The organism is Faecalibacterium sp. IP-1-18 (genome assembly GCF_023347355.1).
Classification (GTDB): Bacteria; Bacillota; Clostridia; order Oscillospirales; family Ruminococcaceae; genus Faecalibacterium; species Faecalibacterium prausnitzii.
Genome location: NZ_CP094472.1, coordinates 2,850,371 through 2,864,637, shown reverse-complemented (window position 1 = coordinate 2,864,637; position 14,267 = coordinate 2,850,371). Strand labels below are relative to the sequence as shown.

12 protein-coding genes and 1 riboswitch are annotated in these 14,267 nt (G+C 56.4%); of the genes, 8 read left to right on the top strand and 4 right to left on the bottom strand.

What is annotated here, in order from left to right:
* Window positions 1-21: 21 nt before the first annotated feature.
* On the bottom strand, window positions 22-1,695 hold the full coding sequence (locus MTP43_RS13595; RefSeq protein ID WP_097785711.1) for a Na+/H+ antiporter NhaC family protein: 1,674 nt from the start codon (window positions 1,693-1,695) through the stop codon (window positions 22-24).
* 108 nt (window positions 1,696-1,803) lie between these two features.
* Between MTP43_RS13595 and MTP43_RS13590 the strand changes: the two genes are divergently transcribed.
* A complete protein-coding gene (locus MTP43_RS13590; RefSeq protein WP_154252423.1) occupies window positions 1,804-1,959 on the top strand; it encodes a hypothetical protein in 156 nt (51 codons plus the stop codon).
* On the opposite strand, the gene MTP43_RS13585 is transcribed toward MTP43_RS13590, so the two are convergent.
* A complete protein-coding gene (locus MTP43_RS13585) occupies window positions 1,956-2,345 on the bottom strand; it encodes a thioesterase family protein (RefSeq protein ID WP_005922594.1) in 390 nt (129 codons plus the stop codon). The two genes, MTP43_RS13590 and MTP43_RS13585, sit on opposite strands and share 4 nt — an antisense overlap.
* Window positions 2,346-3,335: 990 nt before the next feature.
* Between MTP43_RS13585 and MTP43_RS13580 the strand changes: the two genes are divergently transcribed.
* From MTP43_RS13580 to tnpA, 4 genes are all read left to right on the top strand, one after another.
* Window positions 3,336-3,671, top strand: a complete 336-nt coding sequence (locus MTP43_RS13580; protein ID WP_015537587.1) for an ArsR/SmtB family transcription factor — start codon at window positions 3,336-3,338, stop codon at window positions 3,669-3,671.
* Window positions 3,672-3,712: 41 nt separating this feature from the next.
* On the top strand, window positions 3,713-3,934 hold the full coding sequence (locus MTP43_RS13575) for a cation transporter (RefSeq protein ID WP_044960190.1): 222 nt from the start codon (window positions 3,713-3,715) through the stop codon (window positions 3,932-3,934).
* Between the two features lie 258 nt (window positions 3,935-4,192).
* Complete coding sequence (locus tag MTP43_RS13570) at window positions 4,193-6,076, top strand: heavy metal translocating P-type ATPase (RefSeq protein WP_005922580.1); 1,884 nt, start codon at window positions 4,193-4,195, stop codon at window positions 6,074-6,076.
* A 193-nt stretch (window positions 6,077-6,269) separates the two neighbouring features.
* Window positions 6,270-6,749 carry an IS200/IS605 family transposase gene (tnpA, locus tag MTP43_RS13565; RefSeq protein WP_055185423.1) on the top strand — a complete coding sequence of 160 codons (480 nt, stop codon included), beginning with the start codon at window positions 6,270-6,272 and terminating at the stop codon, window positions 6,747-6,749.
* Between the two features lie 147 nt (window positions 6,750-6,896).
* Here tnpA and MTP43_RS13560 read toward each other — a convergent pair whose 3' ends face one another.
* Both MTP43_RS13560 and ychF read right to left on the bottom strand, forming a co-directional pair.
* Window positions 6,897-7,580 (bottom strand): 5'-methylthioadenosine/adenosylhomocysteine nucleosidase, encoded by a 684-nt coding sequence (locus tag MTP43_RS13560; RefSeq protein WP_005921445.1) that lies wholly within the window; start codon window positions 7,578-7,580, stop codon window positions 6,897-6,899.
* A gap of 11 nt (window positions 7,581-7,591) precedes the next feature.
* Window positions 7,592-8,725 carry a redox-regulated ATPase YchF gene (ychF, locus tag MTP43_RS13555; protein ID WP_005921447.1) on the bottom strand — a complete coding sequence of 378 codons (1,134 nt, stop codon included), beginning with the start codon at window positions 8,723-8,725 and terminating at the stop codon, window positions 7,592-7,594.
* Window positions 8,726-9,093: 368 nt separating this feature from the next.
* Window positions 9,094-9,188: riboswitch (cyclic di-GMP riboswitch) on the top strand.
* Window positions 9,189-9,342: 154 nt separating this feature from the next.
* Here ychF and MTP43_RS13550 point away from each other — a divergent pair.
* The 3 genes from MTP43_RS13550 to MTP43_RS13540 all read left to right on the top strand — a co-directional run bounded on the left by MTP43_RS13550 (window position 9,343) and on the right by MTP43_RS13540 (window position 14,125).
* Window positions 9,343-10,131 (top strand): hypothetical protein, encoded by a 789-nt coding sequence (locus MTP43_RS13550; protein WP_005921452.1) that lies wholly within the window; start codon window positions 9,343-9,345, stop codon window positions 10,129-10,131.
* Window positions 10,132-10,272: 141 nt separating this feature from the next.
* Entirely contained in the window at window positions 10,273-10,899 is a 627-nt protein-coding gene (locus tag MTP43_RS13545; RefSeq protein WP_005921453.1) for a hypothetical protein, read from the top strand.
* Between the two features lie 112 nt (window positions 10,900-11,011).
* The gene (locus MTP43_RS13540; RefSeq protein WP_005921455.1) at window positions 11,012-14,125 is read left to right on the top strand and encodes an InlB B-repeat-containing protein; all 3,114 of its coding nucleotides are present in this window, start codon (window positions 11,012-11,014) and stop codon (window positions 14,123-14,125) included.
* Window positions 14,126-14,267: the final 142 nt, after the last annotated feature.

The window sequence follows — 14,267 nt, the reverse complement described above, 5'->3', positions numbered from 1 at the left end:
GCCCCGCTGCATAGCGGAATTTTACGCAGCATCCCCGGAAGTTTTTGCCCGGGTGCGGGCGCGGATGACGCTGAGCACCGCCAGTTCCAGCACGATGGCTACCACCAGCAGCACCAGCGAGGTGACAAGGCTTGCGCGGTTGCCCAGCACTGCCTGTGCAAGGCCGGTGATGATGTAGCACACCGCCGAGCAGGCCGCCGCCGTAATGGCATAGGGCAGCTGGGTGGAAACGTGGTTCACATGGCTGCAATGCGCGCCCGCCGAGGCCATGATGGTGGTATCCGAGATGGGGGAGCAGTGGTCGCCGCACACCGCGCCGGACAGGCAGGCGGCAATGGACACCACCAGCATCTCGCCGTCCGGGAAGGCCTGACAGACGATGGGGATCAGGATGGAGAAGGTGCCCCAGGAAGTGCCGGTGGCAAAGGCAAGGAACACTGCCACAAGGAAGATGATGAACGGCAGCAGATACTGCAAAGCCGCCGCAGAGCTGCCCAGCAGGTTTGCCACATAATACTTTGCACCCAGCAGGCCGGTCATGCCGGACAGCGTCCATGCAAGGGACAAAATCAGCATGGGGCTGACCATGGCCTTGAAGCCCTCGGGGATGCAGGCGGCAAAGTCCTGAAAGGTCATCACGCTGCGCACCCGGTAAAATACAAAGGTGAACAGCAAAGCGATGCTGCTGCCCAGCACCAGACCCGCCGAGGCGTTGCAGTCCGCAAAGGCGGTGATGAAGTCCACGCCCTCAAAGAAGCCGCCGGTGTACACCATGCCGAAGATACAGGCCGCGATCAGCACCAGCACCGGCGCGATCAGGTCGATGACATGGCCGTTTGTATCATTACCATCGTCCACATCGTCGCCATAGGGACGGTCGGCGGTGGTAAACAGGTCTCCGTTTTTGGCGTTGTCCTCGTTCAGCTTCATGGGGCCGAACTCTGCCCCGGTAAAGATGAGGAACAGGCTCATCACCACGGTCATGACGGCGTAATAGTTATAAGGAATGGTACGCAAGAACATGGTAAAGCCGTTGATGCCGGAACCCGCCGGGACGCTGGAGGTGACCGCAGCCGCCCAGCTGGACACCGGCGCAATGATGCAGATGGGCGCAGCGGTGGAATCGATCAGGTAGGCCAGCTTCGCGCGGGACACTTTCTGCCGGTCGGTCACCGGGCGCATCACCGAGCCCACGGTCAGGCAGTTGAAGTAGTCGTCCACAAAGATCATCACGCCCAGCAGCAGGGTGGCAAACTGTGCGCCCGCCCGGCTGTGGATGTGGGTGGAGGCCCAGCGCCCGAAGGCCGCCGAGCCGCCCGCCTTGTTCATCAGTGCCACCAGAATGCCCAGCATCACCAGAAAGGCCAGAATGCCCACGTTGCCGGAGTCCGACAGCTTGGTGATCATGCCGCCGTCCTCGTTGAAGAACAGAGTGTTCAGCGCCAGCTCAAGATTGCCGTTGGCATACAGCAGCGCACCGGAGGCAATGCCCACCAATAGCGAGGTGTACACCTCCTTGGTGTTCAGCGCCAGCACGATGGCAATGACCGGCGGCAGCAGGGAAAAGAAGGTGCTGTACACCGCACAGGTGTAGGTGGCGGGGTCGGCCACCTTGCCGGGGGTCACCGCCGTGCACCACAGCAGCAGGGCAAAGACGAACAACGCCCCCACCCAGGATAAGTTTTTGTTTTTCATAAGCTCCTCATATCAAGTATCAGTCATTTTCTGTGAAAAACGCTCCGGCGTATCGGGGCGCAGGCTGCGGGGCAGACTACCCACAGAAATGCAAAGGGGGTGTGCACCGTGCCGGATTACAAGGCCATGTACTTTGAACTGTTCCGCGCCAGCGTGCAGGCCGTGCAGCTTTTGCAGGACGCGCAGACCCGCGCCGAGCAGCAGCTGCTGGCCGCAGACTTGCCGCCGCTGCGGCTGGACGAAACAGAACCGGACGATCCTTAGCCCTTTTTGGCCTCGGCCTTAGCGGCAAACTTTTCTTCAAAGATGATAAAGCGCTCGTGGGTGCCGCCGCCCACAGGGCCTTTCTCGTCCGCAAGCGTCACCTTGAAGGTCAGCTTGCGGCCCTCTACGGCCACCAGCTCACTGTGGCAGGTCACGGTCATGCCCACAGGGGTGGGTGCGGTGTGCTCCAGCTCCAGCTTGGTGCCCACGGTGCCGCTGCCTGCCTCCAGCGCAGGGGCAACGCTCTGCCAGCAGGTCTTTTCGGCCAGTGCCACCAGTGCAGGGGTAGCAAACACGTCCAGCGTGCCGCTGCCCATGGTTTTTGCGGTATTCTCTGCGCTCACGCGCACGCTCTGCTCGCCGCAGATTCCGGTTTCCAACTTCATATACAGTTCCTCCTTATGCGTCCTATGGACGCAGTTGTGTTATTTGTGGTTACACACTTTTATAAGATATCACAAAACGCACCGGAATGCACTATTTTTTGCATATTTTTTCAGGGGAGCACCCGGAAGGCGGACGATTTGGAATGCGCAGCGCTCCGCGGGGAAAGTTCCTGCCTGCCAGCAGCGTGCAGGGACGCTCCGCTGGGCCAGAGGCAGGGAGGGGTGTTCCGACTCCCCCCTCCCTACCTCTGGACTCCACCCACCCCGCAACGGGCCAAGGGCTACTCGCCCTTGACGATCCTAAAGAAGAAGTCGAAGCACAAAAAAGCTAGCGCTGCGCCAGTCGGCGCTATCGCTTTAACGCTTTTTTCGCTTCTCCATCCATAGCCCCTCAGTCGCTGCGCGACAGCTCCCCCCGGGGGAGCGAGCGAGCGCCCGCAGCGCTGCGCTTTCGCAGAAAACGGCGCTGCAAATGCCGTTTCCCTCTACGACCCCTCCCGTGAAAATAGCGTTTGGAGCGCTCCGCAGAGCTTGTCGGGGCAAAGCCCCTCCATCTGCTAACGCAGACCGCTCTGCCGCTTAAAAGCCCCACTGGGGCTTTCATTGCTGCGCTACGCTCCGCAAACGCGAAATTAAAAATAATTTTTCCGCTGAACATGGCTAGCAACGACGACGACCGCCGCCAGCGGCGGAAACAGGGAGGAGTTGTTGGGGCAGCGGCCAGCAAGACGCAAGTGCCGCCCAAGGCACGATGCGGATGCTGGGTGCCGCAACCCGGAAGAAGCGGAAGCCATTTCAAATCGTTCTGCTGCCCAACCCGCACCCCATTTGCAAATTTAAATTGCATCTTTTTTGCGTTTTACGGCGATTTTCAGCAATTTTACGGCAATGTAAAAAACTTTGCGGATTTTGCTTGACAGGGGGCTGTCTGCGTGCTATCATGAACACATGAACAGATGCTCATATATCGAAACGAAAGGGGATGACAGCATGACCGGGCTAGAACAAGCCGCGCCGGAAAAGGAGACTCAGCCGGTGGAGATGCCGGATGACGAGGTGCTGTACGAACTGGCGGACCTGTTCCGCGTGTTCGGCGATTCCACCCGCATCAAAATTCTGTACGCCTTACACGACAGCGAGCTTTGCGTGCAGGATATCGCGGACGCCGTGCAGCTGAGCCAGTCTGCCGTCAGCCACCAACTGCGGGTGCTCAAGGATTCCAAGCTTGTGCGCTTCCGGCGGGAAGGCAAAACTGTTTTCTACGCACTGGACGATGACCATGTGCGCAGCATCCTCTCCATGGGGATGGACCATATCGAAGAATGACCGGGCACACGCCCGCAGAAAAAGAAAGGCTGGTACTTATTATGAAAAAGACCTACAAGATCGAAGTGGACTGCGCCAACTGCGCCCAGAAGATGGAGGATGCCGCCAACACCGTAGCCGGTGTGGAAAAGGCGACCGTCAGCTTTATGACCCAGAAGATGAAGGTGGAGTTTGCCGAGGGTGCAGACCCCCACGACACCATGGAGAACGTGCTGTCTGCCTGCAAGAAGGTAGAGGACGACTGCGAGATCTTTGATATCTGATGTACGGCAAAGCTCTCCCGGTCGGTGTGGACTGGGGGAGTTTTTCTGTGGAAAAATCCGCCACTTTTCAACAATTTCCACCGGGTTTTCAACACACTTTGCGAAAAAACCGAAAAAGAAGCGTGGAAAAGCGCTTTTTTACAGGAAAACTGTGTGGAAAACGCGGGTAAAACTGTGGAATACCCATTTTTTGCCGAAAAACTTGTGGAAAACCACCCGTTTTTCATCCGCTGCACCGCAAACTGAGGAGCGTTGCTTATGAACAAGAAACAAAAAAAGACCCTTGAGCGCATTCTGATCGCCGTGGCGCTGGTCATCGTGCTCAAGCTTTTGCCCGCCTTGCCCATGCCGGTGGAGCTGGCGCTCTACTGCATCCCCTACCTTGTGGTGGGCTGGGATGTGCTGCGCAAGGCGCTGAAGGGCATCAAGAACCGTCAGCCCTTTGACGAGTGCTTTCTAATGGCAGTGGCCACCGTGGGCGCGTTTGCACTGGGCGACTATGTGGAGGGCTGCGCCGTTATCATCTTCTACCAGATCGGCGAGCTGTTCCAGAGCGTTGCCGTGGGCAAAAGCCGCCAGAGCATTGCCAGCCTGATGGACATTCGCCCGGACTACGCCAACATCGAGGGCGAGGACGGCAAGCTGGAACAGGTGGACCCGGACGAGGTCGAGGTGGGCACCGTCATTGTGGTGCAGCCCGGCGAGCGGGTGCCCATTGACGGCGTCATCGTGGAGGGCGCTTCTGCCCTGAACACTGCCGCCCTGACCGGTGAGAGCCTGCCCCGGGACGTGAACGCCGGGGACGAGGTCATCAGCGGCTGTGTGAATATGACCGGCCTGCTGAAGGTGCGCACCACCAAGGAATTTGGCGAGTCCACCGTCTCTAAAATTCTCGACCTTGTGGAAAATTCCAGCATGAAAAAAGCCCGGGCAGAAAACTTTATCACCCGCTTTGCCCGGGTGTACACCCCCGCTGTCTGCTACGGCGCACTGGCGCTGGCGCTTCTGCCGCCGGTGGTGCTGCTGCTTATGGGACAGCCCGCCCGCTTTGGCGACTGGGTCTACCGCGCTTTGACCTTCCTTGTCATCAGCTGCCCCTGTGCGCTGGTCATCTCCATCCCGCTGAGCTTTTTCGGCGGCATCGGCGGCGCTTCCTCCTGCGGCATCCTCATCAAGGGCTCTACCTATCTGGAAGAGCTTGCCAACACCGGTATTGTGGTGTTCGATAAGACCGGCACCCTGACGCAGGGCACCTTTAAGGTCACCGGCATCCACCCCGCCGAGGGCGTGACCGACGCCGCACTGGTGGAAGCCGCTGCGCTGGCGGAAAGCTGGTCGAAGCACCCCATCTCCCTGAGCATCAAAGCTGCCTACGGCAAGCCCATCGATGCCGCCCGGGTCACGGACGTGCAGGAGCTGGGCGGTCATGGCGTGACCGCGAAGGTGGACGGCAAGGCCGTTGCTGCCGGCAACGCCCGCCTGATGAAAAAGCTGGGGCTGACCGTCCCCGCCGTGGACGGCGTGGGCACCATCGTGCACGTTGCCGTGGAGGGCAGCTATGCGGGCTATCTGCTGATTTCGGACGTGGTAAAGCCCCACAGCGCCGATGCCATCCGCGCTTTGAAGGCTTCCGGTGTGCGCAAGACGGTCATGCTGACCGGCGATGCACAGCCGGTGGCACAGGCTGTAGCGCAGCAGCTGGGTCTGGACGAGTACCACGCCGGTCTTTTGCCCGGTGACAAGGTGGACCAGATCGAAAAGCTGCTGGCTGAAAAGCAGCCCAAGGAGAACCTTGCCTTTGTGGGTGACGGCATCAACGACGCGCCGGTGCTTTCCCGCGCAGACGTGGGCATCGCCATGGGTGCGCTGGGTTCGGACGCTGCCATCGAGGCCGCAGACGTGGTGCTGATGGATGACGACCCCGCCAAAATCGCGCTGGCTATGCGCATTGCCCGCCGCACCCTGCGCATTGTGCACCAGAACATCGTGTTCGCGCTGGGCATCAAGGCGCTGTGCCTGCTGCTGGGTGCACTGGGCATTGCCGGAATGTGGGCAGCCATCTTTGCGGACGTGGGCGTGATGGTCATTGCCGTGCTCAACGCCACCCGCGCCCTGTATACCAAGGATCTGACCAAAAACTGACATAAACGCAAAACAGCCAGACCGGCACTGCCGGTCTGGCTGTTGTTGTTTTGGGTAGCTTGAGCGAGCGACAACCACCAGCTTTGCTGGTGGAATAAAAACGGCTTTAGCCCTAGACAAAGAGAAACCTCCCCGTAGAATAGAGTGTGGGTTTGCCAACCACATTCTAGGAACAGGGAGGTTTATCTTTGAAATGAAAGATAACAAAGACGTAGATAGTTTAAGCCATACCACGTGGAGATGTCAATACCATGTAGTGTTTGCACCGAAATATCGGAGAATGGTAATTTACGGTCAGATCAAAAAGGATATAGGGCAGATACTGCGCCAGTTGTGCGAACAAAAAGGTATTGAAATCATTGAAGCGGAGGCCTGCCCTGACCATATCCATATGCTGATAAGTTTTTCGCCGAAGTACAGCATTTCCTATGTCATGGGATATCTCAAGGGAAAGAGCAGTCTCATGATTTTCGACAGACATGCAAATCTGAAGTACAAGTATGGCAATCGGCATTTCTGGGCCAGGGGATACTTCGTGGATACGGTAGGAAAGAACAAAAAGAAAATCCAAGAGTACATTAAAAATCAACTGCAACAGGACCAGATTGCCGATCAGTTGAGCCTTAAGGAGTTCGTGGACCCGTTTACGGGTAGCAAGGAAACTAAGGCGTAAATAAAAGGGCCCCTTGAGGGGCCTGCCACGAGACAGGAATGCAGTTGGCAGACCCATTCGTGGCCCCTTAAGGGGCTTTGCTAGTATTATGCCCTTCTAGGGCTTACTCAAGCCACCGGCTCAGCCGGTGGTTTTGACTGGGGAAATTTACAGCTTTTCCACCATCGCTGCTACGATCTTAGTGGCGGTGGCGACATATTCGCTGATGCTGAACTTCTTCACCACCAGTACCTCGTGGCCGTCCTCGTCGGCGTTGTCGCTCATGGCGCGCAGGATGACGCAGGGCACGCCGTTCTTGGCAGCGATCTGGCTTACCGCCGCGCCCTCCATCTCCACGCAGTCCGGGGCACACTTGGCCTCAATGGCGGCCTTCGTCTCGCTGTCGCCCACGAACAAATCGCCGGTGGCGATCTTGCCCACCAGTGCCTTTACCCCGGCTTCGGCGCAGGCGGCTTCGGCAGCGGCGATCAGTTCCGGGTCGCCGGTGTATTCCTTCAGGAACGGCGGGTTCTGGCAGATCATATCCAGCTGGGCGTCGTGGTACAGCACCGTCTTGCCGATGACCACATCCCCGATGCCGATCTTGCTGGTCATATTGCCTGCAATGCCGGAGAAGATGATCTTCTCCGCGCCGAACTTGGTAATGAGCACCTGCGTGGTAGCGGCGGCGTTGGCCTTGCCCATACCGGCGCAGCACACCACCACCTGCTTGCCGGCCAGCGTACCCTTGTGGTACTCCACGCCGCCGTAGGGCTCAACGGTGACATTTTCCAGCTTTGCACACAGCTGGTCTACTTCATCGGGCATAGCGCCCATAATACCAAAGATCATGGTGGACTCCTTTAAACATTAAACAGGAACTCGATGACGTCGCCATCGTGCACAACATACTCCTTGCCCTCGGTGCGCTGCAGACCCTTGGCCTTGACGGCGGCGTAGTCGAAGTTGTTGGCTTCCAGATCATCGTAGCCGATGACGCTGGCGCGGATGAAGCCGCGCTCGAAGTCGCTGTGGATCTTACCGGCAGCCTGCGGAGCCTTGGTGCCCTTGCGGATGGTCCATGCGCGGCACTCCTTCTTGCCGTCGGTCAGGAAGGAGATCAGACCCAGCAGGTCGTAGCTGGCGGTGATCAGGTTGTCCAGACCGCTGGCCTCGATGCCCATCTCGGCCAGAAATGCCTTCTTTTCCTCGGGGCTGTAATCCGCAATGTCCTCCTCGGTCTTGGCGCAGATGGGAATGTAGCGGGCGCCCTCTTCCTTGGCGCGGGCAGCCACCAGCGGAACGTACTTGTTGTTCTCGATGCCCTCCATCAGGTCATCCTCGCCCACGTTGCAGGCGTACAGCACCGGCTTTGCGCTCAGCAGACCCATCTCGTGCAGCACGGTCTGCTGCTCGGTGTCGGTGGGATCAAAATCGAAGCTGCGGGCGGGCTTGCCGGTGCTCAGATGGTCGGCCAGCTGCTGCAGCCATGCGGCCTCGGCGGCAGCGCCCTTGTTGTTGCCGCTCTTGGCCGCTTTTGCCATGCGGCCTGCGCGGTTCTGCACCACCTCAAGGTCGGAGAGGATCAGCTCGTAGTCGATGGCGTCAATGTCGGCAATGGGGTCCACGGCCTCGGCCTTGGTCACGTCCTCCACCACATGGATGATGTTGTCATCGTCAAAGCAGCGCACAACGTGCACAATGGCGTCGCACTCGCGGATATGGCCAAGGAACTTGTTGCCAAGGCCGGCGCCCTGACTTGCACCCTTCACCAGACCTGCAATGTCCACGAACTCCACGATGGCGGGGGTCTTTTTGTTGGTCTGCCAGATCTCGGCCAGCTTGTCCAGCCGCTTGTCCGGCACTGCCACGATGCCGGAGTTCGGCTCGATGGTGCAGAAGGGATAGTTTGCAGCCTCCGCATTCTTGGTGGAGGTGATGGCGTTGAACAGAGTGGACTTGCCCACGTTGGGCAGGCCGACGATACCTAACTTCATATAAAATACGCTCCTTACACGTTTTTTGGCATAACGATACATCTATCATTATACGCGCTGAACCCCGCCAGCGCAAGGGGGAGGGGCACGGAAATCAATTTTTGCGGCTTGAACCGGGACAAGAGCCTTTTCCCCTTGGGAGATCCGGCGCGCAGCGCCTGAAAGGGCTCCCCAGCCACTTTCTTCCGGACTTTACAAAAAAAGGAAATGAAACAAAGAGAGCATCAAAATGTAAACGTTTTCGGCCGCATTACTGAAAAATACAACATAGAATATAAACAAAACCCCGGTAAAACCGGTTGACACCGGGGGGGGGTATGATAAACTATTGTCGACAAAACTAACGTATCAATCTTTAAAAATATTGGGCAATTTTTTGGCAAACTTGTCGAAAGGCAAGGACGCAAAGCCATAGGGGCTAAGGTTCGGGGCATTTCCCGGATGATGCCAGCCGGTTGCTTCCGGTTTTTTTGCGGAAATACTCTGCATACCGGAATCGTCCAAAACCACAGGTGTGTTCTTTTCAAGGGCACGCCGGATTTTGCTCGTATCATCAAAGCTGCCCACAAGGTCGGGCGGCTTTTTTATTGTTCTGATGGAAAGGGAGCGTGGAGCCCATGGAGAACAAAAACACAAGCAGAGTAGTCATCGGGGTGCTGGTGGTACTGGTGTTGCTGCTGGGCGGCTACATCGCAGTGTCCGGCGGCAAGTCCGCTGCCACGGCCAACGGCGCGTCCGAAGCAGCCGCGCTGCCCATGGAGACTTATCAGGCGCAGTACGTCAAGCCGGAGACCCCCATCGACCGCAGCAAAAACGTCACCCTGCCGGGCTGGGGCGGCTTTACCATCCCCGCAAAGACCAAAAAGATCACGCAGGGGTTCGAGTTCCATAACCCCGCCGAGAACCTTTGGTACGAGGACTGGGTAAGCCTTGACGGCACCACGCTGGAAAAGCTGGTGGTGGACAGCGGCCAGACCACAGAACTGAGCCATTACCTGCGCTTGGCGGGCATTCAGGCCGAGGTAACAAAGGTGCTGGACGCCGACCCCGCCTATTTTGAGATCCAAAAGACCGACGCCGGGGCGTACACCATTGAGGCCGTCAAGGGCTATAAGGGCGAAAAGACCCTGACCGTGCAGACCGATGACGGCAAGCAGTACACCCTTACCCTGACCGGCAAGGAGGAGTGCTACTACATCGCCTTTGGGTTGTATTTAGAGGACGGCGACGAGCTGCTGTTCCAGTCCGGCCTTGTAGCGCCCGGGTTGTATGTGCAAAAGATGGAGATGACCCGCGCCCTTGCCCCCGGCGAGTACCCGGCCTATGTGGTGTGCCAGCCCTATCTTTCGGACCGCACCACCAAGACCAACAGCGGCATCGTAAAGCTGACACTGACCGTGGGCTGAGCCCCCTTGCGGTGGGCAAGACAGGCAGTGTTGACAATAAAAAAAGAACTGAATTGGGGATCAACAAACCATATGGTGTGAAAGGAGTAGGCAAATCCAAGGCTGACCGTCAGCTGCGGGCCCCATTGCCGAATAAGGATTATGAAATTGACGAAGAAAGCGGCCGCCCTGCTCCTCGCAGCCTCTCTGGCGGTGTCCGTCTGCGCAATGCCGGTGTTTGCGACTGGTACTTCTCTTCCTGGCAGCAAGGGGTCTGGACCGAGTATGACAGAGGTTAAGTACGTGGTAACTGAGGCTTATGAGTGGACAGTTCCGGCATTGATCGACTTTGGTAAGGATGCAGGCGTCAATGAGAAGAGAGAGGTCAATACTACCTTGGATAAAGATGGTACTAATACACCTTCCACTGGTACTGACGGTACAGCACCCAAAGTTATTGTTACTAAGAATGTTATTAGTGGTAAGTTCTTGAAAATTACGTTGGAACCGGCAGGGGGTTCGACTGATTTTAGTGTAAAGAACGACGAGGGTGTTGAGTTGAAATATACTGTTACGCTGACCGATACGACGATTGGAAGCGATGTTAAAACGCTCAACAGGAAAATCGGTACAACCGGAACCGAAAAGACAATTTTGGCAGTTCCGGCTGGCACAAACACCGCTGAGGCAAAGTTAAAGTTCGAGCTGTCTACGGCAACGACTGGCACTTCCGAGAAGGCAGGTACTTACACGGGCAATGTACAGTTTACCGCAAGCATCGCCACCTAACCCACCCCACCTAAATAATACCTGAGCCCAAAGGGGAGACGGGAGATGTTCCCTCTCCCCTTTTTTGATTTTTGCGGCAAAAAACAGCCACCCCACACAAGGAGGATACACCATGAAGCATTGTGCAAAAAAACTGCTGGGCCTTGCGTTTGCGCTGGCTCTGTGCCTTGCGGTGGGTGGAACTGCGCTTGCCCAAACGCCGGAATTTGCCGATGTGCTCGCCGCCCTGCCGGAGCAGGAAATGCTTGCCTACGAGCCGAATGTTGCCATGGCAGAGGACACCACCACCATCGGTGATATTGCAACCAATGGCTATCAGGTGACCATCCCCACTACCGTGACGGTGGAGAGCGGGGAGAATAAGGGTGAGCTGGAAGTTAATGCAAAGCTGAAGCAGTACCGCACGTTGAATATCGGCATTGAATCGCCAAATAATTGGAAACTGAAATATGACGCAAAGGGTGCAGCCATTGCAAATGCGCCCACGGTGGAGTATACGCTGAAAAATAAAATTGAAGCTGGTGGGGAACACACGCCCGGAGGAATGTGGCATTATGATGAAAGCACGCATGAAATTATGTATGCAACATCCGCTGTTACGGACTTTCACACAGCAACCATCCCCCTTTCTGTCAACGTGACAGACCCCAGCCAAGCTACCATGAGCGGTACTTACTCCGATACGCTTACCTTTACTTTTGATTTGGTAAAACAGTGCGTTACCTATACCATCAACGTGTATGAGCAGAAGCTGGAAATCAACAACAGGAATAATACGCCCCATGTTACGGCAACGAACCGGGTCGATGACGCCACCGGGCAGCTGACAGACGCAAATTCTAAGCCTAAGGAAACCTATGTTTTGGAGTACGGCTGTGCAAATGCGTGGGGAATGCCTTTGGAAACTGCTGTTACTTCTGAGGTATGGACGCGCCCCCGACCTGACGGAACAGAGGGGGAGGAAGATACCCGCTGCTGGGAGGATTTGTCGCGCACCCTGACCCCCAAAGCGGATTTTGAAGCAAACCATAAAACCCAGACCATCAACCTGAACCTTGTGCGCAAGTGGTACTGGCTGGATGTGAACGGCATTGTTGGCTATGATGGAACTCTTAAACACAAGACAGACGGCAACCAGTTAGCGGCAGATGGAGTTGGCTGTTATCTGGACATCCACGTTTCTGTGGATGAGAAAAACAGTTGGTCGGAATGGTTCAGTTATAAGAACGGTGACGACTACTGGGGTACTTTCCCGTATGGAACGAACTTTGAAATTGGCTTCTACAACCCCAAGCCGGGCTACCTCTACGATACAGACGAAGAAGGAAACGTGAAGGTCATTGCAAACGGCAACGATGATTGCACCACAGAGGATAGAACGGTCGATGGTAAGGCGTACAAAATCTTTAAAGGTCAGCTGATAGATGAACCGCAGGAGGCGGATACAAGACCTACGGGTGGCGACGGCAACTTCCATGCCCCGGGCAACTGCCAGCGCTACTGCTTTAACCCCTGCTTCCGGAACGACACGATTATTTACCATGAAAACAATGGCACTGAGGACAGTGTGACCAAAGAGTACAAGGAGACCGATGTGCTCCCGGAGTACGATGCCTTGTTTAACGGTAGTACGCACGCCGATATGAAGTTTGCGGGATGGAGCACAAAGCAAAAACCCACCAGCAAAACCGAACTCTACCAGCCCGGAACGCCGGTAACGCAGGTCAATTGGGGAACTACGGCTACCCCCAAACATTTTTACGCCATTTGGGGCTATGATATCACCGTGCAGTTTGAGGACGAAAAGGGCTACTCCACGAACGATGGTACGGGCCCCGTTGCCACGCGTGGCGGTACGATGGTAGGCTACTCTTTTACCCTCGAAGGTCAAGCGGTGGATGAGGACAAGGGCTGGACGCTGGATTTGACCGACCCTAAGGTAACGGCGGCAATTGATAAGGCAACCAAGCAAGCAAAATTTGACGCAGAAGACGACGATACAAAAACCGGGATAGACCTTGAAAGAAAGATTTGGAAGATAGACCAGTACACAGAAGATGGTCATGGTTATGACTTCACGCAGGAGTGCACGATCAGTGCAGCGGACTTGAAAACGGGCACACGCACGCTGACGATCCAGCGCAGGCGCTATTTGCTGTCGGTCATTAGCACAAATATCGCTGGTACAGATGATGTTGTAGGAATTGCAACAAAAGCGGGCAAACTGGAATTTGGAACGTTTGATGTCACGATAAATGATGGCAAAACCGATTTGGGTGTGACCCAAAAGTCCCATTGTCAGGTGGGTCTGAACTACGGCGCAAAATATACGGTTGATATGATGACCGGAATTGACTTGTACCAAGCAATGGATGCTGTTATTTTGAAATCGCTCAAGGCGGGAGATGAAATAACGAAGCTGTTTGGCGACGATGCCATGAAGACTGGCATAAAGTCGTACACGAGCCACATGACCGGAAAGGAAAAAGGGATTCACTATTATAAGGACACAGGTGCCCTTAAAGATGATGGTTACACCGGCGACCCTGTCCGAGTGGCGTTTATGTTCTATACCTCAACTACAAAACCCGGCTCCACCACCCCCATGCCCGGGCCGAGCCTTACCCCGGCGAAGAAAGCCCTGACCCTGCGCTACCATGCAAATTTTGATCCGACAGAGGAACTTGCGCTTGACCTTGACCCCGACCCCCTGCTGGAGGATATGGACGATACCTTTGGTTTTGACCCCGACCCCCTGCCGGAGGACGTAGACGATGCCCTTGAGGAAGCGGTAAAGACCGTGCGCTACCAGCCCGGCGAGGATGTTGTGCTGCGCAACTGTATGTTTAAGCGCGGCGGCTACGTTTTTGTGGGCTGGAACACAGAACCGGACGGCACAGGCAGACTGTACAGGGTAAACGGCGTGCCCGTGACCGACTGGGCAGATGGCGATACGGTAGACCTTTACGCCCAGTGGAAAAAGCCCGAACACCTGAAGCCTGTGGTAGACAACGAACCCTTTGTCCCGACTGACCCCGATACCCCGCCGGAGCGGGTAGACGATGGTTTTGACGCTGACTTTGGCGCAGACCCTGACCCCTTGCCGGAGGGCATGGATGATGCCTTTGGCGTAGACCCCGCCGCCCAGCCGGAGGCGCTGGACGATGCCTTTGGCATAGACCCCGACCCCCTGCCGGAGGAACTGGACGACGCCTTTGGCGTGTAGACCCCGACCCGGCAGAAGAACCGTAACAAAAGCCCCTTGGCGCGGCAGCGCCAAGGGGCTTTTTGCCGCCGCGCGGGCAGAAATGTGAAAAAAACTACACTTCCTTCTTTATTTTGTCATAACTGTCCCGTATAATAGAAGA